This is a genomic window from Enterobacter sp. KB-280D8 (assembly GCF_041399405.1).
GTDB classification, from domain to species: domain Bacteria; phylum Pseudomonadota; class Gammaproteobacteria; order Enterobacterales; family Enterobacteriaceae; genus Enterobacter; species Enterobacter cloacae_N.
In genome coordinates this window covers 12472-35476 of the sequence record NZ_JBGKEC010000006.1, presented here as the reverse complement: position 1 = coordinate 35476, position 23005 = coordinate 12472, and the positions used below count along the sequence as shown (strand labels likewise).

Here is a 23005-nt window from a genome sequence, read left to right as displayed (position 1 = left end):
CACAATCAGTATTGATGGTGCGATAAAAGTGTATTGGAGATGACCTGCAGGCTGCGGATATAAGACATAAGTCATGCGATCCCTGCTATCGCGATCTTAATCCTCAAGGAGCCTCTATGACCCTCTCGAATAACCCGTGGTACTGTGCTGACATCATTCGCACCGCTAAGCCAAACTTTACCCCTCGCGTGGCGTTTATTCTCGGCTCCGGCCTTGGCGCGCTCGCCGACCAGATAGACGACGCCGTTTCCCTGAGCTACGAAAAGCTGCCTGGCTTCCCGGTGAGCACCGTGCACGGACATGCCGGCGAGCTGGTGCTTGGGCATCTGGCCGGGGTGCCTGTCGCCTGCATGAAGGGGCGAGGGCACTTCTATGAAGGCCGAGGAATGACCGTCATGACCGATGCGATCCGCACCTTTAAGCTACTGGGGTGCGAGCTACTGTTTAGCACCAATGCGGCGGGCTCACTTCGCCCGGAGGTTCAGCCAGGAAGTCTGGTTGCCCTGAGCGACCATATCAACACCATGCCGGGCACGCCGATGGTGGGGCTGAACGATGAGCGCTTTGGCGATCGTTTCTTCTCTCTGGCCAATGCTTACGACGCTGATTACCGCGCCGTTCTGCAAACCGTGGCAGCGAAAGAAGGCTTCCCGCTGCATGAAGGGGTGTTTGTCTCTTATCCCGGCCCGAACTTCGAGACGGCGGCCGAAATCCGCATGATGCAGATTATCGGCGGCGATGTGGTGGGGATGTCCGTGGTGCCTGAAGTGATTTCCGCACGCCATTGCGGCCTGAAGGTGGTGGCCGTTTCTGCTATTACCAATCTCGCCGAAGGTCTGGGAGAGGTAAAACTCTCGCATGAGCAAACCCTTGCTGCCGCCGAGCTCTCCCGCCAGAACTTTATCAATCTTATCTGCGGTTTTCTTCGCCATATTGCCTGAGTAAAACAATAAAGTGGCCCGCCAGGGCCACACTGCGATAAGGAATAGGTTATGAACATCACGACTCGCTTAAAGATGATGTCCTTTATGCAATATTTTATCTGGGGGAGCTGGCTGGTTACCCTCGGCGCTTACATGATTAATACCCTACACTTTACCGGCTCTGACGTGGGCATGGTGTACAGCTCCAAAGGACTTGCCGCGATCGTTATGCCTTCGCTGGTGGGGATTATTGCCGACAAGTGGCTGCGGGCAGACCGCGCATACGTCATTTGCCACCTCGTCTGCGCCGTCGCGCTCTGCTATGCCGCGCAGGTAAATGAGCCAGGGCTGATGTTCTGGGTCATGCTGGTGAATGCGATGGCCTTCATGCCCACGATTGCGCTGTCGAACACCATTTCCTACTCCTGTCTTGAACAGGCAGGGCTGGATACGGTGAGCCATTTTCCGCGAGTGCGGGTGTATGGCACCGTGGGCTTTATAGCGGCGATGTGGGCCATAAGCCTCATGGGCGCGGAGCTAAGCAACGTGCAGCTCTATATAGCGGCTGGTGCGTCTCTGCTGCTGGCACTCTATTCTCTGACCCTGCCGGCCATTCCGGTTGTGAAATCGAAAACGTCTCCGTCTCTGGCAAGCAAGCTGGGCCTCAATGCGTTTATCCTGTTTAAACAGCCCCGGATGGCGGTGTTCTTTTTATTTGCCATGTTGCTCGGCGCCGTGCTGCAGATAACCAACACGTTTGGCAGCCCCTTCCTGCATGATTTTGCGCGTAATCCGGCGTATGCAGATAGCTTTATCGTCAAATATCCGTCCATTCTGCTCTCCGTTTCGCAAATGTCTGAGGTATTCTTCATCCTGACCATTCCGTACTTCCTCGGACGATTTGGTATTAAAGCCGTCATGCTGATGAGCATGGTGGCCTGGATGCTGCGGTTTGGCCTGTTTGCCTTTGGTGACCCGTCCGCAACGGGCTTTGCGCTGCTCATGCTCTCAATGATTGTCTACGGCTGTGCGTTCGACTTCTTCAACATTTCCGGCTCGGTGTTTGTTGAACAGGAGGTCAGCGCCGATATCCGCGCCAGCGCGCAAGGGTTGTTTATGACGACCGTTAACGGTATCGGGGCGTATTTCGGTTCGGTATTGAGTGGTGCGGCGGTTGATTATTTCTCGGTTGAAGGAGTGAAGGACTGGCAGACGATCTGGCTGGTGTTTGCGGCCTATGCTCTGGTGCTCGCGGTGGTCTTTTACTTCAGCTTTAACTATCGCCACGCCAGTAAAAACAGCGAGATGCGCACAGTTGCGCACTAAATTTTCCCTCCGGACGCTGAAAGGCTTTAAGGTAGGCGCATAAGTGTTATCGCCAGGATATGTTTTGATGGAACGCGTCTATCGAACCGATCTCAAGCTGCTGCGCTATTTTCTGGCCGTGGCGGAGGAACTACATTTTGGACGGGCTGCGGCCCGTCTCAACATGTCCCAGCCTCCGTTAAGCCTGCACATTAAAGAGCTGGAAAGTCAGCTGGGCACGTTACTGTTTATTCGCCACTCGCGGAGCGTCGCGTTGACGCATGCCGGTAAAGTGCTGATGGAAGAGTCACGCCGGCTGCTCGCCAGCGCAAACCAGGCTCTGGCTCGCGTCGAGCAAATTGGCCGGGGGGAAGCAGGGCGCATCGAGCTGGGGATTGTCGGCACCGCCATGTGGAGTGAGGTGCGCACGGTGATGCGCGCTTTCCTGAAAGAGCATCCGAACGTTGATGTCGTTTTTCGCGAAAAATCGCCGGTAATGCAGATGGCGCTGCTTGAGCGCCGGGAGCTGGATGTCGGGATCTGGCGAATGGCAACGGAACCTACCGCGGGTTTTACCAGCCTGCGGTTGCGTGAAGCGGCTTTTCTGGTGGCGATGCCGGAAGATCACCGCCTGGTCAGCGAATCATCCGTTGCGCTTACAGAATTGCAGGATGAGTATTTTGTCACGATGCCTTCAGCACATTCTGACTGGGCATTTTTACATCGTGTTTGCCAGCAAGCCGGGTTTTCGCCGATGATCGTGCGTGAAGCCGTTGAGCCGCAAACGGTACTGGCGATGATCAGCATGGGAATGGGGATTACGCTTGCTGCCGACAGCTACGCGCAAATGCAGTGGCCGGGCGTGGTATTCCGCCCGTTACGGGAGCGTATACCGGCAGATTTGTATGTAGTGTATGACGAGAAGCAGGCGACGCCTGCGGTGAAGACGTTAATTGCGGCGTTGAAGATGTAAAGTGCAGATAGCAAAAAAGCGCCTTTAGGGCGCTTTTTTACATTGGTGGGTCGTGCAGGATTCGAACCTGCGACCAATTGATTAAAAGTCAACTGCTCTACCAACTGAGCTAACGACCCGAAATGGTGGGCGATGACGGGCTCGAACCGCCGACCCCCTCCGTGTAAAGGAGATGCTCTACCAACTGAGCTAATCGCCCATTTCGGAACTGCTGCGATAAGGTGAGAATGGTGGGCGATGACGGGCTCGAACCGCCGACCCCCTCCGTGTAAAGGAGATGCTCTACCAACTGAGCTAATCGCCCAATCTCAATTCTTATCTACACTGCGAGTCTACCGAAGTAGATGGTGGGTGATGACGGGCTCGAACCGCCGACCCCCTCCGTGTAAAGGAGATGCTCTACCAACTGAGCTAATCACCCCCGCTGTGTGGAGTCGCATTATAGGGAGAGTTGAAAATGAGTCAACGCATTTTCTAAAGTTTTTATTCGTTCGTCGTAAAATTAAACAAAACGATCGCAAAACGGGCGGTGGCGCATGATTTCTAAACAAAAACAGTAAACTCCGCCACGATAAAGGGATCGACATTGAGGAATCCCCCCACAGTGATAGAATATTGCCCATCGTTTTTTCCCCGGGATTTGCCGATTGCCGGCATCTTTATAACGTAAGGCCATTTCATGAAAATCAAAACTCGCTTCGCGCCGAGCCCGACAGGCTATCTGCACGTCGGTGGTGCTCGTACTGCTCTCTACTCCTGGCTTTTTGCACGCCACAACAAAGGTGAGTTCGTGCTGCGTATAGAAGACACCGATCTTGAGCGCTCCACGCCGGAAGCAATTGAAGCCATTATGGATGGGATGAACTGGCTGAACCTGGAGTGGGATGAAGGCCCGTATTTCCAGACTAAACGTTTTGACCGCTATAACGCTGTTATTGATGAGATGCTGGTCGCGGGCACGGCGTATAAATGCTACTGCTCCAAAGAGCGTCTGGATGCGCTGCGCGAAGAGCAGATGGCGAACGGTGAAAAACCGCGTTATGACGGCCGCTGCCGCCACGACCATAGCGAGCATGCTGCTGATGAACCGTGCGTTGTGCGTTTTGCTAACCCGCAGGATGGCTCGGTGATTTTCGACGACCAGATCCGTGGCCCGATCGAATTCAGCAACCAGGAGCTGGACGATCTGATCATTCGTCGCACCGACGGTTCTCCAACCTATAACTTCTGCGTAGTGGTTGATGACTGGGATATGGAAATTACCCACGTTGTCCGTGGTGAAGACCATATCAACAATACCCCACGCCAGATCAACATCCTGAAAGCGCTGAATGCGCCTGTGCCTGTCTATGCGCACGTCTCCATGATCAACGGCGACGATGGTAAAAAACTGTCTAAACGTCACGGTGCGGTCAGCGTCATGCAGTATCGCGACGACGGTTATCTGCCGGAAGCGCTGCTGAACTATCTGGTGCGCCTGGGCTGGGCCCACGGTGACCAGGAGATCTTCAGCCGTGAAGAGATGATCGAACTGTTCTCTCTGAGCTCTGTGAGCAAATCAGCGAGCGCATTTAATACCGACAAGCTGCTGTGGCTGAACCACCACTACATCAATACCATGCCGCCGGAATATGTGGCGACGTATCTGCAGTGGCACATTGAGCAGGCAAATATTGATACCCGCACCGGCCCTGAGCTGGCGGACCTGGTGAAACTGCTCGGCGAGCGCTGCAAAACGCTGAAAGAAATTGCCGAAAGCTGCCGCTACTTCTATGAAGAGTTTGACGAGTTCGACGCGGACGCCGCGAAGAAGCACCTGCGCCCGGTAGCTCGTCAGCCGCTGGAAGTGGTGCGTGACAAGCTGGCTGCGCTCACCGAGTGGACCGCTGAGAATGTGCATCATGCCATTCAGGCGACCGCAGACGAGCTGGAAGTTGGCATGGGCAAAGTCGGTATGCCGCTACGCGTTGCGGTGACCGGTGCGGGCCAGTCTCCAGCACTGGACGTGACTGTCCATGCCATCGGGAAATCACGCAGCGTGGCGCGCATCAACAAGGCGCTGGATTTTATTGCAGAACGTGAAAATCAGCAGTAATAAAGTCTTATAAGAAAAAACGGCAGGGTATCCTGCCGTTTTTTTTGCCTTTCATTCAGCAATACCCAGACGAGCAAGAAAACCGCGTATGCCTTCGCGCTTCAGTAAGGTATCCAGACGCTTTTGCTCAAGCTCAGTCATACTCTCCAGCGTTTCGATAATGCCCGGACGCAGATTTGAAGTATGTTCACCGTAAGAGGAGGTCACCTCAGCCAGATGATAAACCGCCTGACGGTTACGGATAGCCGGGAGGGTCATAATATGTTCCTTCACGCGCGCATCAACGTGAATGAGCCGCGCCCGACCGCCTTTTACGCCATTAAGCCCTTCGGTTTTCCACCCCTGCTGGCGTATCCAGCGATTTACCGTTTGTCTGGCAACTCCCAAATTCTCCGCCAGCTCTTCTGTGGTCATTTTGCTACGTAGTCTTTTCATATTAATTCTGATCGCGAATCCCTAAACGTTGCAACAAACCGGTAATCCCTTCCCGCAACAGCAGCGATGTCATCTGCTTCTGCTCTTCCGGCGTCATTTCATTGGCCAGCGTCAGGAGTAGGGTATGAAGCGAACCGTCAGTGCTGATGCCGTCAGGCATAGCGGATGTTTCCGTTGCCCTGCGTGCGCTGCGGATAAAGTCACGCACTTTTTCGTTCACATGCACCAGTCGCGCTTTACCCCCCTGGACGCCGGGCTTAGGTGACGTTATCCAACCCTCTTTACGTACCCATTTATTGATGGTCTGTCGGCTATAGCCAGTGAGGAGGGCTAACTCTTCCGGCGTCATTCGTTCCTTGATCATGCAATTTCCTGAATATTCGTAGGGTTAATTAATGGCTCATTTTATAGCACCGTTTTACATGAAAACGTGACAGGCTTAACTCATGACTGCGAGCAGGCTCGCAAAGTGATTCATTTGCATGATTTTTCGGCGATTGAATAGCTGGAACTGATTTTGCCGTTGACACTCCGCGGCGGAATTCATATTATGCCGCCCGTCAACATGACAGCTTTACGATGGGGCTATAGCTCAGCTGGGAGAGCGCCTGCATGGCATGCAGGAGGTCAGCGGTTCGATCCCGCTTAGCTCCACCAAACTCTGAACCCAACAGAGTGCGGTTAGTAAAGTCACATGTGGGGCTATAGCTCAGCTGGGAGAGCGCTTGCATGGCATGCAAGAGGTCAGCGGTTCGATCCCGCTTAGCTCCACCAAAATTTTAAACCCTCGTCAAAAGACGAGGGTTTTTTTTATCTGTTTGTAAAACCCCTCACCGCTTTTTGTTATCAAAAAGAAGGTATTCCTGTACCTGACCTCAATCGACATCAATAAACCAGTCTATAAATAGACTTCAACTTGATTCGTGCAATTAATAAACCTATTATCCATCCGGTCAATAAAATGAACGGATAATAATGTCATCATCTTAATGAATAGAAAAACGTACAATAATGTAAAGATATTTATAATTGCCCTGACAATATGTCTGATTGCGGTACCTTTTTCCCGTTACCTCTCTCCCCGCGCAATGGTAAATGGTCACGATGTTTATTTAGCGTGGCTCCCCCTGAGCGTAATGCTGGCGGTAATACTGTTATTTGGTCGCCGGGCCGTTCTTCCCATTTTGTTAGGTTTTAGTGTCACTAATTTATTTTACGTTAATTTAGTACCGCTACAATATTCAGTATTACTGTTTTGTCAGACCTTTTCGCTGTTCGCGGCGTGTGGCCTTCTGCGCCTCATTCTGGGCAGGCGCTGGCGCTTCTGCATCCCGAACAAGCACGTCGGGTTACGTATATTCTGGCTCGGTTTTATCGTTCCCGTCGGCATTAAGCTGTCGATGTATTTAGCTGGCTATTTCTTTGATTTCCCGGTAACTATCTCCACCTTCTTCGGCGAAGGAACGGTAATTTATAACGTCGTGGATATTCAAAGCCTGATTTGCGCGGCGCTGATTTTTACCATGATGTTCTATTACCCGTTAAGAATGATAATTAATCCCCGCTATGCCATAACCTTCTGGCGGCAAAGCGTGAAGCCCGTGTTTTTCCACAAGAATTCATTATATATATTTGTCTGGCTGATGCTTTTAGGCTTCGTCCTGGCCGTTTTATGTGGGCCTTTTGAATCACCTGTTATTGCGGGCTATTTAATGCCGCTGATTTTTATTCTTTTTACCTTAGCGATAAGCCGCCTGACCTACGCGCTTATCTCACTGCTGTGGGCTGCTTCAGCGCTTCTGCTGTTGACCTACAACTATAACTTCCTGAACGGGGTGGAAACCGGCCATTCGCTCTCCTTTATTCTGTCCGTGCTGATCTCTTTTGCCATCTGCTTGCTTTACATGTCGCGGATTTACCAGCGTAGCGAGTGGCTGAAGCGGGGGTGGCAGGGCAGGGCGCTCACCGATCCGCTAACCGGTTTACCCAATATTCGTGCGCTGGAAGAGCATCTTGAGATGCATCCGGAGGCCAAGGTTTGCATGTTGCGCATGGATAACCTGGAATTTTTGAGCCGCCACTACGGGATCCTCATGCGGGTCCATTGCAAACGAACGATCGCCACGTCGCTGCAGCCGCTTCTGCAAAAGAATGAGATGCTCTTCCAGTTACCCGGAAGCGAGCTGGTGGTGGTATTGCTGGGGCCAGAAATTGCAGAGCGTCTCCAGCATATGGTCGATCGGCTGAACAGCCGTAAGATTTTCTGGAACAACACCGGGCTGGATATTGAGTTTGGTGCGTCCTGGGGGATGGTAGAAAACGGTGAAAATTTGCATCACACGCTGGGGCAACTGAGCTGGCTGGCCGAGCAATCTTGCGCAGGGCACAACGTGCTTGCGCTGACGAATAGCCTGGAGGCAGCATCGGGACAAACAACGGAGCGTGTTCTGATGTTAGCGCGTATTAAGCATGCTCTGGAGACAGATCGGTTCCATTTATACGTGCAGCCGATTCAGAAGGCAGACGGTAGCGGCTACTATGAAATTCTGACGCGCATGGAGAGTGAAGGGGAGATCATCACCCCGGATCGCTTTATTCCGTTGGTTGCCCAGTTCAACCTCAGCCACCGGTTTGATATGTGCGTTATGGAAAAATTACTGCAGTGGCTGCGCGATCACCCTGCGACGCAGGCTGGCGCCCGATTCTCCGTCAATCTGATGCCGCTCACGCTGATGCAACAGGAGGTGGCGACCGAGATTTGTACGCTGTTTGAGCGCTACGGCGTTGCGCCTCAGACCGTGGTGATTGAGATCACTGAAGAGCAGGCCTTCTCAAATTCCGGCTGCAGCATCAGCAATATTCAACAGCTGCGGGATTATGGTTTCCGGATTGCCATTGATGATTTTGGCACCGGTTATGCCAACTACGAGCGTCTCAGACGTCTGCAGGCAGATATCATTAAAATTGACGGCTGCTTTGTTAAAGATATTTGCACTGATGATATGGATGCGATGATCGTCCAGTCGATGTGTAATCTGGCGAAAACGAAATCGCTGTGCATTGTTGCGGAATATGTAGAAACACCGGCGCAGCGGGAGATGCTGCTTCGCTTCGGCGTGGATTATCTGCAGGGCTATCTGATAGGCAAACCCAAACCGCTGAAAGAATTGCGGGCATAAAAAAACCGGGAGCCAGACTCCCGGTTTTTGTTTTAACAGTAAACGTTACAGTACCAGTGCTGCGATAGAAGCAGACAGAACGCTCACCAGGGTGGAGCCGTAAACCAGTTTCAGGCCAAAGCGAGAAACTACGTTACCTTGTTCTTCATTCAGGCCTTTAATCGCACCGGCGATAATGCCGATGGACGAGAAGTTGGCGAAGGAGACCAGGAATACGGACAGAATACCCACCGCACGTGGAGAGAGCGTGCCGGCAATTTTCTGCAGATCCATCATCGCAACGAATTCGTTTGAAACCAGCTTGGTCGCCATGATACTGCCCACCTGCAGCGCTTCGTGAGCCGGAACACCCATCACCCAGGCAAATGGATAGAAGATGTAGCCCAGAATGCCCTGGAAGGAGATACCCAGCACCGCAGCGAACAGGGCGTTCAGTGCAGCAATCAGCGCAATGAAGCCGATCAGCATGGCGGCAACGATAATCGCCACTTTGAAACCGGCCAGAATGTACTCACCCAGCATTTCGAAGAAGCTCTGACCTTCGTGCAGGTTTGACATCTGAATGTTCTCTTCGCTGGCGTCAACACGGTACGGGTTGATCAGCGACAGAACGATAAAGGTGCTGAACATGTTCAGAACCAGCGCTGCAACAACATATTTTGGCTCCAGCATGGTCATATACGCGCCCACGATAGACATGGAAACGGTAGACATTGCGGTTGCCGCCATGGTGTACATGCGGTTACGGGACATTTTGCCGAGGATATCTTTATACGCGATGAAGTTCTCAGACTGACCGAGGATCAGGGAGCTTACGGCGTTGAAAGATTCCAGCTTACCCATGCCGTTCACTTTGGATAACAGGAAACCAATTCCACGAATAACGAACGGCAGAACGCGGATGTGCTGCAGAATACCGATGAGCGCGGAGATGAAGACGATTGGGCACAGTACCTTCAGGAAGAAGAACGCCAGACCTTCGTCGTTCATTTTACCGAAGACAAAGTTTGTCCCTTCGTTGGCGAATCCGAGCAGTTTTTCGAACATTTCGGAGAAGCCTTTCACGAAGCCGAGGCCTACGTTGGAGTTCAGGAAGAACCACGCAAGTAAAACTTCAATGACCAGCAGTTGGACAACATAACGAATACGAATTTTTTTGCGGTCTGTGCTGACCAGCAATGCGAGTGCAGTAACGACAACAAGTGCCAGGACAAAATGAAGGACGCGGTCCATATTTGCTCCAAATATGAGGCAGGTTTAATTTTCGTGCACATTCTATGTAACAAGCGAAAAGAAAACGAGATCAAGGACACACTATAGTTACATCCTGTGACGAGTCTCAAAAATAGTGATCCACAATACATTTTTGTTATGTTAGGTAAATGAGTGAAAAGTTAAGTTTGTGTGCTACGCTTCACAAATGACTGCGCATTTTCACATTCTGTGATGTCGCACCACCTGCCCATCTATCGTTCTTAGCTATCAGAGAAATCATTTCAAACCATCCAAATGATCTTGATAATCATTCTCATTTTGATAGCATTAAACATAGCAAAGGCTATATTTCCAGAGGCAGATAATGACAAACAGTCGCGTAGAGGGTAGCAGTGGCAGAGCAGCGCGCAAGTTGCGGTTCGCATTAATGGGGCCTGCGTTCATTGCTGCCATCGGCTATATCGATCCGGGTAATTTTGCGACCAATATTCAGGCCGGGGCCAGCTTCGGCTATAAGCTGCTGTGGGTGGTCGTCTGGGCTAACCTGATGGCGATGCTGATCCAGATGCTCTCTGCAAAGCTGGGGATTGCCACGGGTAAAAACCTGGCGGAGCAAATCCGCGACCACTATCCGCGTCCAGCGGTCTGGCTCTACTGGGTTCAGGCAGAAATCATCGCCATGGCAACCGACCTCGCTGAGTTTATCGGCGCGGCGATCGGCTTTAAGCTAATTCTGGGTGTGTCACTGTTACAAGGGGCGGTACTGACCGGGATTGCTACTTTCCTGATCCTGATGCTGCAGCGTCGGGGGCAAAAGCCGCTGGAGAAGGTCATTGGTGGTCTGCTGCTGTTTGTCGCTGCGGCGTACATCGTTGAGCTGATTTTCTCACAGCCGAACCTGGCGCAGCTCGCGAAAGGCATGGTGATCCCAGGCCTGCCTACCTCGGAAGCGGTGTTCCTGGCCGCCGGGGTGTTGGGGGCGACCATCATGCCGCATGTCATTTATTTACACTCCTCGCTTACCCAGCATCTTCATGGTGGGACGCGCAAAGAACGTTATTCGGCAACCAAATGGGATGTGGCAATCGCCATGACCATCGCGGGTTTTGTGAATCTGGCGATGATGGCCACCGCCGCCGCCGCTTTCCACTTTAACGGCCATACCGGTATTGCCGATCTCGATCAGGCCTATCTCACGCTGGAGCCGTTACTGAGCCATGCTGCTGCAACGATATTTGGTCTGAGCCTGGTCGCTGCCGGCCTCTCTTCCACGGTGGTAGGTACGCTGGCAGGGCAGGTGGTGATGCAGGGTTTTGTGCGCTTCCATATTCCACTATGGGTGCGTCGTTTTGTCACCATGCTGCCGTCATTTGTTGTGATTCTGATGGGGCTCGATCCAACGCGAATTCTGGTGATGAGCCAAGTGCTGCTAAGCTTTGGTATTGCGCTGGCACTGGTGCCGCTGCTGATTTTCACCAGCAATAAAACGTTGATGGGCGATTTGGTTAACACGACGCTGGTGAAACGAACCGGTTGGGCGATTGTGATGGTAGTCGTAGCGCTAAACTTATGGCTGTTGATTGGCACAGCGCTGGGGCTATAAAAGAAAAAGGAGCCGGGAGGCTCCTTTTTGCATTAATGACGACCGTGGCCGTGACCACCATGTCCTTTTCCGCCGTGACCCCAGCCGCCGCGGCGGTCGTCACGATCGTTCCAGCCTTCGCGGTAGCCGCGTTCATAGGCGTTATTTTTATACCAGCCGCGATGCAGGCCGTTATCATGCCTGCGCCAGCGGTCACCACGCCATTCATAATGACGGTTCCAGTAGTCACGGTCGCGCCAGTAGCCACCGTCCCAGTATCTGCCGTAGTCGTCACGATCGCCAATTTGTAATTTTACTGATGGCAACAGGGTGATTTCGCCCGCAGTGGCGATGAGCGGGGCTGAAGCCAGTAATACCGCTGCAAGAATCAGTGACCTGAACATACTCTTTCTCCTTCACGATCGGGGCCTTCGTGGGGCCTGTTAACGCAATATTACGAGTTGGTAAAGCCTCGTTTCATCGCCTCAACTCCGAATTGCTGAGGGAGAGCACTTTTTGCTAAAAGTGGTTTTATTTTGAGCTGTTCAGGATTTCGTTAATACGCGTCAGCTCTTCTGCGGAAAAATGGCGGTTTTTCAGCATGCCCACGGCGTCATCGATCTGAGCCGCTTTACTTGCCCCAATCAGCACCGAGGTCACTTCCTCATGGCGTAACACCCAGGCCAGCGCCATCTGGGAGAGTTTCTGGCCGCGGCTTTCCGCCAGGGCGTTTAGCTTGCGTACCTTCTCCAGCTTCTCTTCGGTGATCTGATCCGGGTTAAGGAATTGACTGCCGCTTGCCGCACGGGAATCGGCGGGAATACCGTTAAGATACCGGTTGGTCAACTGTCCGCCTGCCAGCGGCGAGAAGGGAATACAGCCGACCCCTTTTTCCTGCAGAACATCCAGCAAACCCTGTTCCGGCGCACGTTCGAACATCGAGTATTTCGGCTGGTGAATCAGGCAGGGCGTGCCCAGATCGTTCAGGATATCAATCGCTCTACGCGCCAGTTCGGCGGGGTAGTTGGATAACCCGACATACAGAGCTTTGCCCTGGCGCACCAGATGGTCAAGCGCTTTCATGGTTTCCTGCAACGGCGTTTCAGGATCGGGACGGTGATGATAGAAGATATCGACATACTCCAGCCCCATGCGCTTCAGGCTTTGATCCAGGCTTGCCAGCAGATATTTGCGCGATCCCCAGTCGCCGTAAGGGCCGTCCCACATGGTATATCCCGCTTTCGTGGAGACGATTAGCTCGTCGCGCCAGGGCAGGAAATCCTCCTGCAAAATACGGCCGAAATTACGCTCGGCGGACCCCGGCGGGGGACCATAGTTATTGGCAAGGTCGAAATGCGTAATACCCACATCGAATGCGCGCTGTAAAAGTTGACGGCTGTTTTCGAGAAGCGTGGCGTCACCAAAATTATGCCACAGCCCGAGCGAGACGGCAGGTAACCTGAGCCCGCTACGCCCGCAGCGGCGATACTCCATTGTCTGGTAACGACTTTTGTCCGGCTGATAACCCATTTTTATGACCCCTCGCGCTGCAGAGAAAAAGTAGTGTATACGTTTACATTAACGTGAAAAAAAGCAGCATAGCGCAGCCTTTTTTGTAAAGCATTCTTTCCATACCCTTCTTACCGCCAATTCTGGACAGCCATCACGCTTATTTAATACTCAAGGTGAGGTCAACATCAGAAGGATACCTGTTTATGCGTACCCCGTACTGCGTCGCCGATTACCTGCTGGACCGTCTTACAGATTGTGGAGCCGATCATCTGTTTGGCGTGCCGGGCGACTATAACCTGCAGTTTCTCGACCACGTGATAGACAGCCCGGATATCTGCTGGGTGGGCTGTGCCAACGAATTAAACGCCTCTTATGCCGCTGACGGATATGCCCGCTGTAAGGGCTTCGCGGCGCTGCTGACGACGTTTGGCGTAGGGGAGTTAAGTGCCATGAACGGCATTGCGGGCAGCTATGCCGAGCACGTTCCGGTACTGCATATCGTTGGGGCGCCGGGCACGGCTTCTCAGCAAAGAGGGGAGCTGCTGCACCATACGCTGGGCGATGGTGAGTTCCGTCATTTTTACCATATGAGCGAACCGATCACCGTTGCACAGGCGATCCTGACTGAACAAAACGCCTGTTATGAAATTGACCGGGTACTGACGACCATGCTCCGGGAACGTCGCCCCGGCTATCTGATGTTACCTGCCGATGTGGCAAAAAAAGCCGCCACGCCGCCTGTAAACGCTCTCACGCTTCGGCATGCCCATGCCGATAGCGCCTGCCTGAAAGCGTTCTGGGATGCCGCGGAGAATAAACTGGCTGCCAGCAAACGTACCGCGCTGTTAGCGGATTTCCTTGTTCTGCGCCATGGGCTGAAGCATGCACTACAGAAGTGGGTGAAGGACGTACCGATGGCACACGCCACCATGCTGATGGGCAAAGGCATATTCGACGAACGTCACGCCGGCTTTTACGGCACTTACAGCGGTTCGGCAAGCGCCGGCCCGGTAAAAGAGGCGATAGAGGGGGCGGACACGGTGCTGTGCATCGGCACGCGATTTACCGATACCCTGACGGCTGGCTTCACCCACCAGTTAACCCCGTCGCAAACGATAGAGGTTCAGCCTCATGCTTCACGCGTCGGTGATATCTGGTTTACCGGCATCCCAATGCTTCAGGCAATTGAAACGCTGGTGGAGCTGTGCAAACAGCATGTTCACGAGAAGCCAGCTCCCTTGTCCCATAGCGCGATGAACTTCCCTCAACCGGAGGGATCGCTTACCCAGGAGAATTTCTGGAAAACGCTGCAAACGTTTATTCGCCCGGGAGATATCATCCTTGCCGATCAGGGAACCTCGGCCTTCGGCGCGATTGACCTGCGTTTGCCTGCCGACGTGAATTTTATCGTCCAGCCGCTGTGGGGCTCGATCGGCTACACCCTTGCCGCGGCGTTCGGCGCGCAAACGGCTTGCCCGAACCGGCGCGTGATTGTGCTGACGGGTGATGGCGCGGCGCAGCTGACCATTCAGGAGCTCGGGTCAATGTTGCGTGATAAACAACACCCCATCATCCTGGTGCTCAACAACGAAGGGTACACGGTTGAAAGGGCAATTCACGGGCCAGAGCAGCGTTACAACGACATTGCGCTATGGAACTGGACGCAAATCCCGCAGGCCCTGAGCCTCGATCCTCAGGCTAAGTGCTGGCGGGTCAGTGAAGCGGAGCAACTGGCGGACGTGCTGGAGAAAGTGGCGCACCACGAGCGGCTCTCGCTGATTGAGGTGATGCTGCCAAAAGCGGACATCCCGCCGCTGCTGGGAGCGATCACCAAAGCGCTGGAAGCGCGCAATAGCGCCTGATTACTTGTCGTTTCGCCAGGCCATCATCATCGGTTTGCCCGCCAGCAGGAGCCAGGCGGGCAACATCACGATGCAGAGCAGCGGGAAAAGCGTTGAATCCGGCACCACGACCGCCGCCATAAACAGGCTTAGCCACGCATCACGTGTCACCACCAGTACCATCCCCAGAATAGAGCAGGAGACGGTAATCGCCGCCGGAACCGCATCGACATGCTCGTGCAGCATCAGCCCCAGCGCCACACCGACAAACACCGCCGGGAAGATGCGTCCACCGCGGAAACCGCAGGCTGCAGCGACGACCAGCGCCGCCAGCTTGATGACAGCAAACAGCAGGTAATCGGAAACGCTAAATACCTGGCTGAAGGCGAGCTGCTGCATCTCGTCCAGACCTTTGAACAGCGTCACCGTCCCGCCAATCGAGCCTAATATTCCGAGGATTAATCCCCCTGTACCCAGAATCAGCACCGGATGTTTGAGCTTATGCACCAGCCGGTGCAGGCGCGGAAGACACCATACAGCCACCATCCCCAGCGCGATGGCTATCGCGACGACGATGGCGCCGCTGAAAATATCCGCTATCTGCATCTCTCCGTAGTGGGGCAGAGAGAGGGAAAAATGGGGATGGAAAAACAGGCTGGTCGTCAGCGCGCCGGCGGCTGCAGCCATCAGCGGAGCAAAAAGTTTATCCCAGAGTGGGGCATCATCATTGCTGGTGAGCGTCTGTGAAAAAATCAGAGCGGCAGCAACAGGCGTGCCGAAAAGTGCCCCGATGGTGCCAGCGGAGGCGAGGATGGTCCAGTCCAGCGCGCCGACGCGCGGTAGAATGCGTGAGCCAAGGTAAACCGCCAGACCTATATTCACCGCCATAATAGGATGCTCGGGGCCCAGACTCACGCCGCCCGCCAGGCCCACGATCAACGCGACGATCAGCCCCGGCAGTGCAGAGGGCTGAATCGGAGCGCCAATCAGCGGTTCCAGCGCCGGGTCCGGTCCGGCATGACCGGGACTTAAACGGATCACCAGGCCCACCGCAATGCCGGTTAATGTCAGCATTACAATGATCCACGCCGAAGAATCAGCGGTGACCCCCAGCTTTACCGGAAGCGCCGTCCATAACAGGGTTTGCAGCACCGACGCGACTTTCATCACGACAATAAGTACCAGGCTTGAGGCCACGCCGATGATCAGCGCAGGAATGGCCAGCAACAGCATGGTTCTGGCTCGCGGGTGGAGCATGATGATTTCCTTGTACAAAAGGTATTACGTTACTTTGCACATTAAGCCTTCTGGCAATAGTGCAAAAGGTGCTGAAACGGTAAAGTTATTCTGTGACGAAGATCGATAATCCACGGGCATTCACCTTCCGGTCGTTGTTGTTATCACGCCTTGAATTTACAGTGTCCCAAAGATTTATTCTGACTTTAGCGGAGCAGTAGAAGAATGACAAAGTATGCTTTGGTAGGCGATGTGGGCGGCACGAACGCGCGTCTCGCATTATGCGATGTAAGTAGCGGTGAAATTTCCCGGGCGAAAACCTACTCAGGGCTGGATTACCCAAGCCTTGAGGCCGTTGTTCGCGTCTATCTGGAAGAGCATCAGGCGAGCGTCGAAGACGGTTGCATCGCCATTGCCTGCCCGATAACCGGCGACTGGGTCGCAATGACCAACCATACCTGGGCCTTCTCCATCGCAGAGATGAAAAAAAACCTCGGGTTTGCGCATCTGGAAATCATCAACGACTTCACCGCGGTGTCCATGGCGATCCCGATGCTAAAGCCGGAGCACCTGATCCAGTTTGGCGGTGCTGAGCCGGTCGAGGGCAAGCCGATTGCTGTTTACGGTGCCGGTACCGGCCTGGGCGTGTCGCACCTGGTGCATGTTGCTCAGCGCTGGGTGAGCCTGCCGGGTGAAGGCGGCCACGTAGACTTTGCGCCAAACAGCGAAGAAGAGGGCATTATCCTCGAAGAGTTACGCGCGGAGATCGGCCACGTTTCCGCCGAGCGCGTCCTTTCAGGACCGGGGCTGGTGAACCTGTACCGGGCGATTGTGAAATCGGATGGTCGTCTGCCGGAAAATCTGCAGCCGAAGGACGTCACCGAACGCGCTCTGGCGGACAACTGCATTGACTGCCGCCGCGCTCTGTCGCTGTTCTGCGTGATCATGGGACGTTTCGGCGGCAACCTGGCGATGACGTTGGGCACTTTCGGCGGGGTCTATATTGCGGGCGGGATTGTGCCGCGCTTCCTCGACTTCTTTAAAGCCTCCGGCTTCCGCGGCGGGTTTGAAGATAAAGGGCGCTTCAGAAGCTATGTACAGGACATTCCTGTTTATCTCATCGTGCATGATAACCCAGGCCTGCTGGGTTCGGGTGCCCATCTGCGTCAGGTTCTCGGTCAAATCCTCTGACGCATCATTACCCTCTCCTGCGGGAGAGGGCTCTTTCGTTACAGGTGCATCAGCTGGCGGAACTCTTTCACTTTGCTGCGGCTCACTGGCACCTGAAAATCCAGATCTTTGAGACGCAAAATATAGGTGTTGTTAAACCACGGTTCGATCTCGCGGATCTTATTTAAATTGACGCAGAACGAACGGTGGCAGCGGAAAAAGTGGGCCGCTGGCAGCTTGCTGCAAAACTCGGTGATGTTCATCGCCATGACGTATGATTCCCGTCGCGTATAGACAAACGTCATCTTTTCGTGCGCTTCGGCGTAGTAGATATCGTTGACCGGGGTCACGATGATGCGCTCATCTTTGACCAGATTAATGGTGTCGTTTTCGCGTACCGCGGGGCTGGCGCTAGCGGGGGCGGTCTGCTGCTGCCATGCGGCCTCCAGCTTTTGCAGCATGCTGACAATCCGCGACTCCTGGTAAGGTTTCAGGATATAGTCAAACGCCTCCAGCTCGAAGGCCTCTACGGCGTGCTCTTTCCAGGCGGTAACGAACACAATAAACGGCTTATGGGCAAACTGATTGATGTTTTGCGCCAGCAGTACGCCATCCAGCGAGGGAATATTGATATCGAGAAAAATCGCGTCGACCCGGTTGTGCTGCAAAAACTTCAGCACGTCCAGACCGTCATCAAACGTACCCACAATCTCCATCTGGCTGTGGGTTTTGATAAGCCAGCTGAGCTCCTGTTGAGCCAGGAATTCATCTTCTACGATGATAACTTTCATATTACTCGCCCTGAGGTAACAGTGATGTCGCCGCATGAACAGGGGAGCGTTCATTCGGGACGTAAAAAGCGATTTCAGTGCCTGGTTCAAGACGGTGAATATGCAGCCCGTCGCCGTAGAGAAGCTTGACTCTGTGGTGTACGTTCAATAGCCCGATTTTATTCCCTGGCATTTCGTTAGACTCCACGCGCTCAATGACTTTTGGGTCAATCCCGTGGCCGGTATCGCGTACGGCAATACGCACCCGGTTTCCGCTTTCAGTGATGCTGATGGTGACCACCCCTTTGCCTTTACAGGGCTGAATACCGTGAACAATCGCGTTTTCGACCAGCGGTTGGATCAGCAGGCTCGGGATCACGCAGTTGACCTCTTCATCAATATCGAAAATTACCGTGAGCTTGTCGCCAAAGCGCGCCTGCTCAATCGCAATGTAGTCTTTGATCTGATACAGCTCTTTTTTGATGTCGATCTGCTCGTCATCTTTTAGTTCGATGTTGTAGCGCAGATAGCGCGACAGGTTAAAAATCAGCTGGCGCGCGGTGTCCGGATTCAAACGAATGGAAGAGGAGATGGCATTCAGCGCGTTAAACAGGAAATGGGGATTAATTTTGCTCTGAAGCGCGCGCAGCTCTGCCTTATTTGCCATCTCGCGCAGCTGTTCTGCCCGGGAGACCTCAAGCTGGGTAGAAATAATCTGCGACAGGCCAATGGCCATCTCCTGCAGCGTGGAGGTGATCTGATGCGCGTGGCAGTAATAAATTTTCAGCGTGCCCGTTACAACGCCTTTCTCCCACAGCGGGATCACCAGCATCGAGTGAATCTCCGGCGTTCGGTGAGCTTCATCATTGTTTTTAATAATGATTTTGCCGTAGTTAATCGCCTGTCTGGTGGTCGGACTAATGGTGTCATCGCTGTCGCGATAGTTGTGTTCCCCAACGCCAACGTAGGCCAGCACGTGGTCGATATTGGTGATGGCGACGGCGTCAGCGTGAATGTCGTGGCGGATAATCTCGCAGACCTGGCGCAGCGACTCCGCGTTAACGTGACGAAAGAGCGGCAGCGTTTTGTTGGCGATGTCCAGCGCCAGCTTGGCCTGACGGGCGGCGCTGGCCTCTTTCTCCCCTTCAACGCTCTGCACCAGCAGCACGATAAAACCGATGCAGACGCTGCCCAGGATCATGGGAATACCTATTTTTGAAACGATATCCAGCCCCAGCGCGGTGGTGGGGGCCCAGACGACGACCAGAATCATGGTCAGCGTTTCGCACACCATGCCCGCGACGATCCCGGCGCGCCAGCGCTGTTTTTTCGGGATCTTGCGGCTTATCCAGCCCGATAGCACCCCGGCGATAATGCTGGTGATAAAGCACGGCACTGCCGTGACGCCACCGATATCAATCAGGTAGCGATGGGTCCCGGCTATCACGCCGGTGATGATACCCACCCACGGGCCAAACAAAATTCCGCCGGACATGACGGCGATAATGCGCACGTTAACCAGCGAACCCTCTACCGGCACCCCGGACCAGGTGCTGAACAGGGCGAACAGCGAAAAGATGGCGGTTACGGCCAGCAGCTCTTTCGGCGAGTGTGCGGATTTATGCAACAGCTCGCGAAACAGGCGAATGCGAATAAGGAAGAAAAGGCAAATCAGCATTAATGCCGCACGGTCAAAAACCGCCAGCAGCATAGTGAATATCTCGTGCACGGAGCAGACCTGGGAAAACGGGAAAAAACCATGATAAAAAACCTGAGGCGTATTGACCAGCTATCCGTCGGGTTTATCAAATGAGGAAAAACCATAATTTACAAAGGGGATTGTCTGGTAAGGATTGATGCGACCCGATTTGTTCTCAGCGCCATATCGGCAGGTAACTGTTTTGATATCATTGTGTTAAATAACGGCTAACATAAAGCCGATATCAGAACCATGCTTACACTTTCAGGCATTGCAGTGTTCCGGTTTTCACGCGCGCGCTTTTTTTTCATTTCCCCCTCGACAGCATGATTTTTTTCAGGTTATTTTCTAAGCACGCCACATCGGTGGCAGCGTCGCTCGGACGGTCCGGGCGCTAACGTTAATCTGAGGAATCTATGGCTGAATTCAGTCCTGAACGCCGTTTTACGCGTATCGATCGTCTCCCCCCTTATGTTTTCAATATCACTGCTGAACTGAAGATGGCTGCGCGTCGGCGCGGCGAAGATATTATCGATTTCAGCATGGGTAACCCTGACGGCCCAACGCCGCCGCATATCGTTGAAAAGCTTTGCACGGTTGCCCAGCGCCCGGATACGCACGGCTACTCAACCTCTCGCGGTATTCCCAGGTTACGTCGCGCGATCTCGCGCTGGTATCAGGATCGCTATCAGGTTGATATTGATCCTGAAAGTGAAGCGATTGTCACCATCGGCTCGAAAGAGGGGCTGGCACACCTGATGCTGGCCACGCTGGATCATGGCGATACGGTGTTGGTGCCTAATCCAAGCTATCCGATCCATATCTACGGCGCGGTGATTGCCGGGGCGCAGGTCCGCTCCGTGCCGCTGGTGGAAGGTGTCGATTTCTTTAACGAGCTGGAACGTGCCATTCGCGAAAGCTATCCGAAACCTAAAATGATGATCCTGGGTTTCCCGTCGAACCCAACGGCCCAGTGCGTGGAGCTCGATTTCTTCGAGAAAGTTGTCGCGCTGGCCAAGCGTTATGACGTGCTGGTGGTTCACGATTTAGCCTACGCAGACATCGTCTATGACGGCTGGAAAGCCCCGTCGATTATGCAGGTTCCGGGCGCGCGTGACGTGGCGGTAGAGTTCTTTACCCTGTCGAAAAGCTACAACATGGCGGGCTGGCGTATTGGCTTTATGGTGGGTAATAAAACGCTGGTGAGTGCACTGGCGCGAATCAAGAGTTACCACGACTACGGTACCTTCACTCCGCTGCAGGTCGCCGCTATCGCTGCCCTGGAAGGCGACCAGCAGTGCGTTCACGAGATTGCCACCCAGTATAAGCGCCGCCGCGACGTGCTGGTAAAAGGGCTGCATGAGGCCGGCTGGATGGTGGAAATGCCGAAAGCGTCCATGTACGTCTGGGCGAAAATTCCGGAACCGTACGCGGCGATGGGATCGCTGGAGTTTGCTAAAAAACTACTGCAGGATGCGAAGGTGTGTGTGTCACCGGGCATTGGCTTTGGTGATTACGGCGACACCCATGTGCGATTTGCCCTGATTGAAAACAGCGACCGTATTCGTCAGGCGGTGAGGGGCATCAAAAGTATGTTCCGGGCCGACGGTCTTCTCACCTCAAAGAGCGTCGCAGAACACCCCGCATCGTCATGACATAAAAAAACAGGAGCCAAATGGCTCCTGTTTTTTTGACTGCATGTTCTTCACTAGATCATCAGGGCAAAGGTTCCGGCCCAGACTAAAACGATCACCGAAATGCCCATAAAGAAATATTTCACGTTTCATCGCTCCGCGTATCTTGTGGTACGCACTTAAAAACAGAGTCCAACTGATTATAGAGAGCTGAAATCCGGCCAAATCAGAAATGAGAATTTTCCCGTTATGCCGCCGACTCCAGCTCAGAATTCTGTGCTTTCCTGTAGCCAGACGGCGCTAATGTACGCCTAAAAATGAGGGGTGGCAAGAGGGATTTTTTTAAATAATTTCCGTCACTTACGAGTGTCGTGGAACGGCGACAGTTTGATTTCACGACGCAATAAATTCACTTTGGGCGACGCTATGAAAGGCGGTTTAGTCATGGGATGACAGGTGATTGAAAAGGTTAGTTTCTTAGCGAAACTAACCTTACTGGAAGGCTTAAATATAGAGCGAGGCTTCGCCGAGAGGGCGCGTTTTGAAACGGCGATGCATCCATAGGTACTGCTCAGGCGCACGCATGATTTCTGTTTCGATGACCTTATTGATAAACGCTGCCGCTTCACACTCGTTTTCCGGATAGTTAGCCATTTCTGGGGAGATGTGCAGACGGTAGCCTGACTTATCCGCTTTTCTCACCATTGTCACGGTCAGCATGGAGGCACCTGACAAACGCGAAATGACAAAAGTACCGTTGGTCGTCGCCACGTCTTTTACGGCAAAGAAGGGAGCAAAGCTGCTGCCTTTACGTCCGTAATCCTGATCGGGTGCAAACCAGACGGCTTCACCTTTCTTCAGAGCACCAACCATACCGCGCAGGTTATTACGGCTGATCATCGCTTTGTTGGAACGCATACGTCCGCGCGTTTGCACCCACTCCATCAGCGCACTGTTGTGCGGTCTGTAGGTTGCCATCATGGGCTGACAAAGCCCCATCACGCGGCCGCCCAGCTCCAGCGACATAAAGTGAACGCCAACGACCATCACGCCGCGTTTTTGCATCTGCGCGCGTTTAAGGTTATCCAGTCCTTCCACGTCAAACCACTTGCGCACGCGCTCATCCGGCCAGAACCAGGCCATGCCGGTTTCAAGCAACGCCATGCCGATAGACTTGAAGTTTTCAGCGATGAGTTTCTCCCGCTCTTCAGCATTGTACTGAGGGAAGCAAAGCTCAAGATTTTTACGCGCGATGGATTCGCGACGCTTCAGGAAATAGCGGGAGACGCTACCCAGTTTAGACCCCAGCAAACGCAGCGCAGGGTAGGGTAGTTGAACCAGCAGCCAGAGAACGCCAAGACCAAACCATGTAAACCAGTAACGTGGGTGTAAAAACGCACGTTGAAATTTGGATTGAGACAAAATAGTAAAACCTA

19 protein-coding genes and 6 tRNA genes are annotated in these 23005 nt (G+C 53.5%); 11 read left to right on the top strand and 14 right to left on the bottom strand.

Features of this window, described 5'->3' with window-relative positions; translation table 11 throughout:
* Positions 1-116 precede the first annotated feature (116 nt).
* From xapA to AB8818_RS16570, 3 genes are all read left to right on the top strand, one after another.
* Positions 117-941: a xanthosine phosphorylase gene (xapA, locus tag AB8818_RS16580; RefSeq protein WP_163330542.1), complete on the top strand. Its 825-nt coding sequence runs from the start codon at positions 117-119 to the stop codon at positions 939-941.
* Positions 942-992: 51 nt separating this feature from the next.
* A complete protein-coding gene (locus tag AB8818_RS16575) occupies positions 993-2249 on the top strand; it encodes a nucleoside permease (protein ID WP_166711913.1) in 1257 nt (418 codons plus the stop codon).
* Between the two features lie 67 nt (positions 2250-2316).
* On the top strand, positions 2317-3201 hold the full coding sequence (locus tag AB8818_RS16570) for a LysR family transcriptional regulator (protein WP_116343114.1): 885 nt from the start codon (positions 2317-2319) through the stop codon (positions 3199-3201).
* A gap of 43 nt (positions 3202-3244) precedes the next feature.
* On the opposite strand, the gene AB8818_RS16565 is transcribed toward AB8818_RS16570, so the two are convergent.
* The 4 genes from AB8818_RS16565 to AB8818_RS16550 all read right to left on the bottom strand — a co-directional run bounded on the left by AB8818_RS16565 (position 3245) and on the right by AB8818_RS16550 (position 3622).
* Positions 3245-3320: transfer RNA gene (locus AB8818_RS16565), tRNA-Lys, on the bottom strand.
* 4 nt (positions 3321-3324) lie between these two features.
* Positions 3325-3400: transfer RNA gene (locus AB8818_RS16560), tRNA-Val, on the bottom strand.
* Between the two features lie 29 nt (positions 3401-3429).
* Positions 3430-3505: transfer RNA gene (locus AB8818_RS16555), tRNA-Val, on the bottom strand.
* A 41-nt stretch (positions 3506-3546) separates the two neighbouring features.
* Positions 3547-3622, bottom strand: a tRNA-Val gene (locus tag AB8818_RS16550).
* A 258-nt stretch (positions 3623-3880) separates the two neighbouring features.
* Between AB8818_RS16550 and gltX the strand changes: the two genes are divergently transcribed.
* Positions 3881-5296, top strand: coding sequence for a glutamate--tRNA ligase (gltX, locus tag AB8818_RS16545; RefSeq protein ID WP_116338437.1), 1416 nt, complete (start codon positions 3881-3883; stop codon positions 5294-5296).
* Positions 5297-5347: 51 nt separating this feature from the next.
* Here gltX and AB8818_RS16540 read toward each other — a convergent pair whose 3' ends face one another.
* Positions 5348-5731, bottom strand: a complete 384-nt coding sequence (locus AB8818_RS16540) for a YfeC-like transcriptional regulator (RefSeq protein WP_116338439.1) — start codon at positions 5729-5731, stop codon at positions 5348-5350.
* A 1-nt stretch (position 5732) separates the two neighbouring features.
* On the bottom strand, positions 5733-6095 hold the full coding sequence (locus AB8818_RS16535; RefSeq protein ID WP_028013988.1) for a YfeC-like transcriptional regulator: 363 nt from the start codon (positions 6093-6095) through the stop codon (positions 5733-5735).
* Between the two features lie 217 nt (positions 6096-6312).
* On the opposite strand from AB8818_RS16535, the gene AB8818_RS16530 reads away from it, so the two are divergent.
* The 3 genes from AB8818_RS16530 to AB8818_RS16520 all read left to right on the top strand — a co-directional run bounded on the left by AB8818_RS16530 (position 6313) and on the right by AB8818_RS16520 (position 8910).
* Positions 6313-6388: transfer RNA gene (locus AB8818_RS16530), tRNA-Ala, on the top strand.
* Positions 6389-6429: 41 nt separating this feature from the next.
* A tRNA-Ala gene (locus AB8818_RS16525) sits at positions 6430-6505 on the top strand.
* A gap of 215 nt (positions 6506-6720) precedes the next feature.
* Entirely contained in the window at positions 6721-8910 is a 2190-nt protein-coding gene (locus AB8818_RS16520) for an EAL domain-containing protein (RefSeq protein WP_192983629.1), read from the top strand.
* A 45-nt stretch (positions 8911-8955) separates the two neighbouring features.
* On the opposite strand, the gene AB8818_RS16515 is transcribed toward AB8818_RS16520, so the two are convergent.
* The gene (locus AB8818_RS16515) at positions 8956-10143 is read right to left on the bottom strand and encodes a NupC/NupG family nucleoside CNT transporter (protein ID WP_116338443.1); all 1188 of its coding nucleotides are present in this window, start codon (positions 10141-10143) and stop codon (positions 8956-8958) included.
* A gap of 346 nt (positions 10144-10489) precedes the next feature.
* Between AB8818_RS16515 and AB8818_RS16510 the strand changes: the two genes are divergently transcribed.
* Entirely contained in the window at positions 10490-11728 is a 1239-nt protein-coding gene (locus tag AB8818_RS16510) for an Nramp family divalent metal transporter (RefSeq protein WP_192983632.1), read from the top strand.
* 32 nt (positions 11729-11760) lie between these two features.
* Here AB8818_RS16510 and AB8818_RS16505 read toward each other — a convergent pair whose 3' ends face one another.
* Both AB8818_RS16505 and mgrA read right to left on the bottom strand, forming a co-directional pair.
* The gene (locus tag AB8818_RS16505) at positions 11761-12111 is read right to left on the bottom strand and encodes a DUF2502 domain-containing protein (protein WP_116338447.1); all 351 of its coding nucleotides are present in this window, start codon (positions 12109-12111) and stop codon (positions 11761-11763) included.
* A 127-nt stretch (positions 12112-12238) separates the two neighbouring features.
* Entirely contained in the window at positions 12239-13237 is a 999-nt protein-coding gene (gene mgrA, locus AB8818_RS16500; RefSeq protein ID WP_192983635.1) for an L-glyceraldehyde 3-phosphate reductase, read from the bottom strand.
* A 185-nt stretch (positions 13238-13422) separates the two neighbouring features.
* Here mgrA and ipdC point away from each other — a divergent pair, with 185 nt between their 5' ends.
* Positions 13423-15081: an indolepyruvate decarboxylase gene (gene ipdC, locus AB8818_RS16495; RefSeq protein WP_192983638.1), complete on the top strand. Its 1659-nt coding sequence runs from the start codon at positions 13423-13425 to the stop codon at positions 15079-15081.
* Here the strand turns inward: ipdC and AB8818_RS16490 are convergent, their stop codons facing one another.
* Positions 15082-16317 (bottom strand): ion channel protein, encoded by a 1236-nt coding sequence (locus AB8818_RS16490; protein ID WP_192983641.1) that lies wholly within the window; start codon positions 16315-16317, stop codon positions 15082-15084.
* A gap of 204 nt (positions 16318-16521) precedes the next feature.
* Between AB8818_RS16490 and glk the strand changes: the two genes are divergently transcribed.
* Positions 16522-17487, top strand: coding sequence for a glucokinase (gene glk, locus AB8818_RS16485; protein WP_192983644.1), 966 nt, complete (start codon positions 16522-16524; stop codon positions 17485-17487).
* A 38-nt stretch (positions 17488-17525) separates the two neighbouring features.
* Here the strand turns inward: glk and AB8818_RS16480 are convergent, their stop codons facing one another.
* The gene (locus tag AB8818_RS16480) at positions 17526-18257 is read right to left on the bottom strand and encodes a LytTR family DNA-binding domain-containing protein (protein WP_116338457.1); all 732 of its coding nucleotides are present in this window, start codon (positions 18255-18257) and stop codon (positions 17526-17528) included.
* Between the two features lies 1 nt (position 18258).
* Positions 18259-19965, bottom strand: coding sequence for a sensor histidine kinase (locus tag AB8818_RS16475; RefSeq protein WP_116338459.1), 1707 nt, complete (start codon positions 19963-19965; stop codon positions 18259-18261).
* A gap of 386 nt (positions 19966-20351) precedes the next feature.
* Here AB8818_RS16475 and alaC point away from each other — a divergent pair, with 386 nt between their 5' ends.
* Positions 20352-21590, top strand: coding sequence for an alanine transaminase (gene alaC, locus AB8818_RS16470; RefSeq protein ID WP_192983648.1), 1239 nt, complete (start codon positions 20352-20354; stop codon positions 21588-21590).
* A 53-nt stretch (positions 21591-21643) separates the two neighbouring features.
* On the opposite strand, the gene ypdK is transcribed toward alaC, so the two are convergent.
* Positions 21644-21715: a membrane protein YpdK gene (ypdK, locus tag AB8818_RS16465; RefSeq protein WP_099458937.1), complete on the bottom strand. Its 72-nt coding sequence runs from the start codon at positions 21713-21715 to the stop codon at positions 21644-21646.
* Between the two features lie 358 nt (positions 21716-22073).
* Positions 22074-22994 (bottom strand): kdo(2)-lipid IV(A) palmitoleoyltransferase, encoded by a 921-nt coding sequence (gene lpxP, locus AB8818_RS16460; protein WP_116341078.1) that lies wholly within the window; start codon positions 22992-22994, stop codon positions 22074-22076.
* Positions 22995-23005: the final 11 nt, after the last annotated feature.

Coding starts and splice junctions, on each gene's coding strand:
- xapA (WP_163330542.1), top strand. CDS start 117: ATGACCCTCTCGAATAACCCGTGGTACTGTGCTGACATCATTCGCACC.
- AB8818_RS16575 (WP_166711913.1), top strand. CDS start 993: ATGAACATCACGACTCGCTTAAAGATGATGTCCTTTATGCAATATTTT.
- AB8818_RS16570 (WP_116343114.1), top strand. CDS start 2,317: ATGGAACGCGTCTATCGAACCGATCTCAAGCTGCTGCGCTATTTTCTG.
- gltX (WP_116338437.1), top strand. CDS start 3,881: ATGAAAATCAAAACTCGCTTCGCGCCGAGCCCGACAGGCTATCTGCAC.
- AB8818_RS16540 (WP_116338439.1), bottom strand. CDS start 5,731: ATGAAAAGACTACGTAGCAAAATGACCACAGAAGAGCTGGCGGAGAAT.
- AB8818_RS16535 (WP_028013988.1), bottom strand. CDS start 6,095: ATGATCAAGGAACGAATGACGCCGGAAGAGTTAGCCCTCCTCACTGGC.
- AB8818_RS16520 (WP_192983629.1), top strand. CDS start 6,721: ATGAATAGAAAAACGTACAATAATGTAAAGATATTTATAATTGCCCTG.
- AB8818_RS16515 (WP_116338443.1), bottom strand. CDS start 10,143: ATGGACCGCGTCCTTCATTTTGTCCTGGCACTTGTTGTCGTTACTGCA.
- AB8818_RS16510 (WP_192983632.1), top strand. CDS start 10,490: ATGACAAACAGTCGCGTAGAGGGTAGCAGTGGCAGAGCAGCGCGCAAG.
- AB8818_RS16505 (WP_116338447.1), bottom strand. CDS start 12,111: ATGTTCAGGTCACTGATTCTTGCAGCGGTATTACTGGCTTCAGCCCCG.
- mgrA (WP_192983635.1), bottom strand. CDS start 13,237: ATGGGTTATCAGCCGGACAAAAGTCGTTACCAGACAATGGAGTATCGC.
- ipdC (WP_192983638.1), top strand. CDS start 13,423: ATGCGTACCCCGTACTGCGTCGCCGATTACCTGCTGGACCGTCTTACA.
- AB8818_RS16490 (WP_192983641.1), bottom strand. CDS start 16,317: ATGCTCCACCCGCGAGCCAGAACCATGCTGTTGCTGGCCATTCCTGCG.
- glk (WP_192983644.1), top strand. CDS start 16,522: ATGACAAAGTATGCTTTGGTAGGCGATGTGGGCGGCACGAACGCGCGT.
- AB8818_RS16480 (WP_116338457.1), bottom strand. CDS start 18,257: ATGAAAGTTATCATCGTAGAAGATGAATTCCTGGCTCAACAGGAGCTC.
- alaC (WP_192983648.1), top strand. CDS start 20,352: ATGGCTGAATTCAGTCCTGAACGCCGTTTTACGCGTATCGATCGTCTC.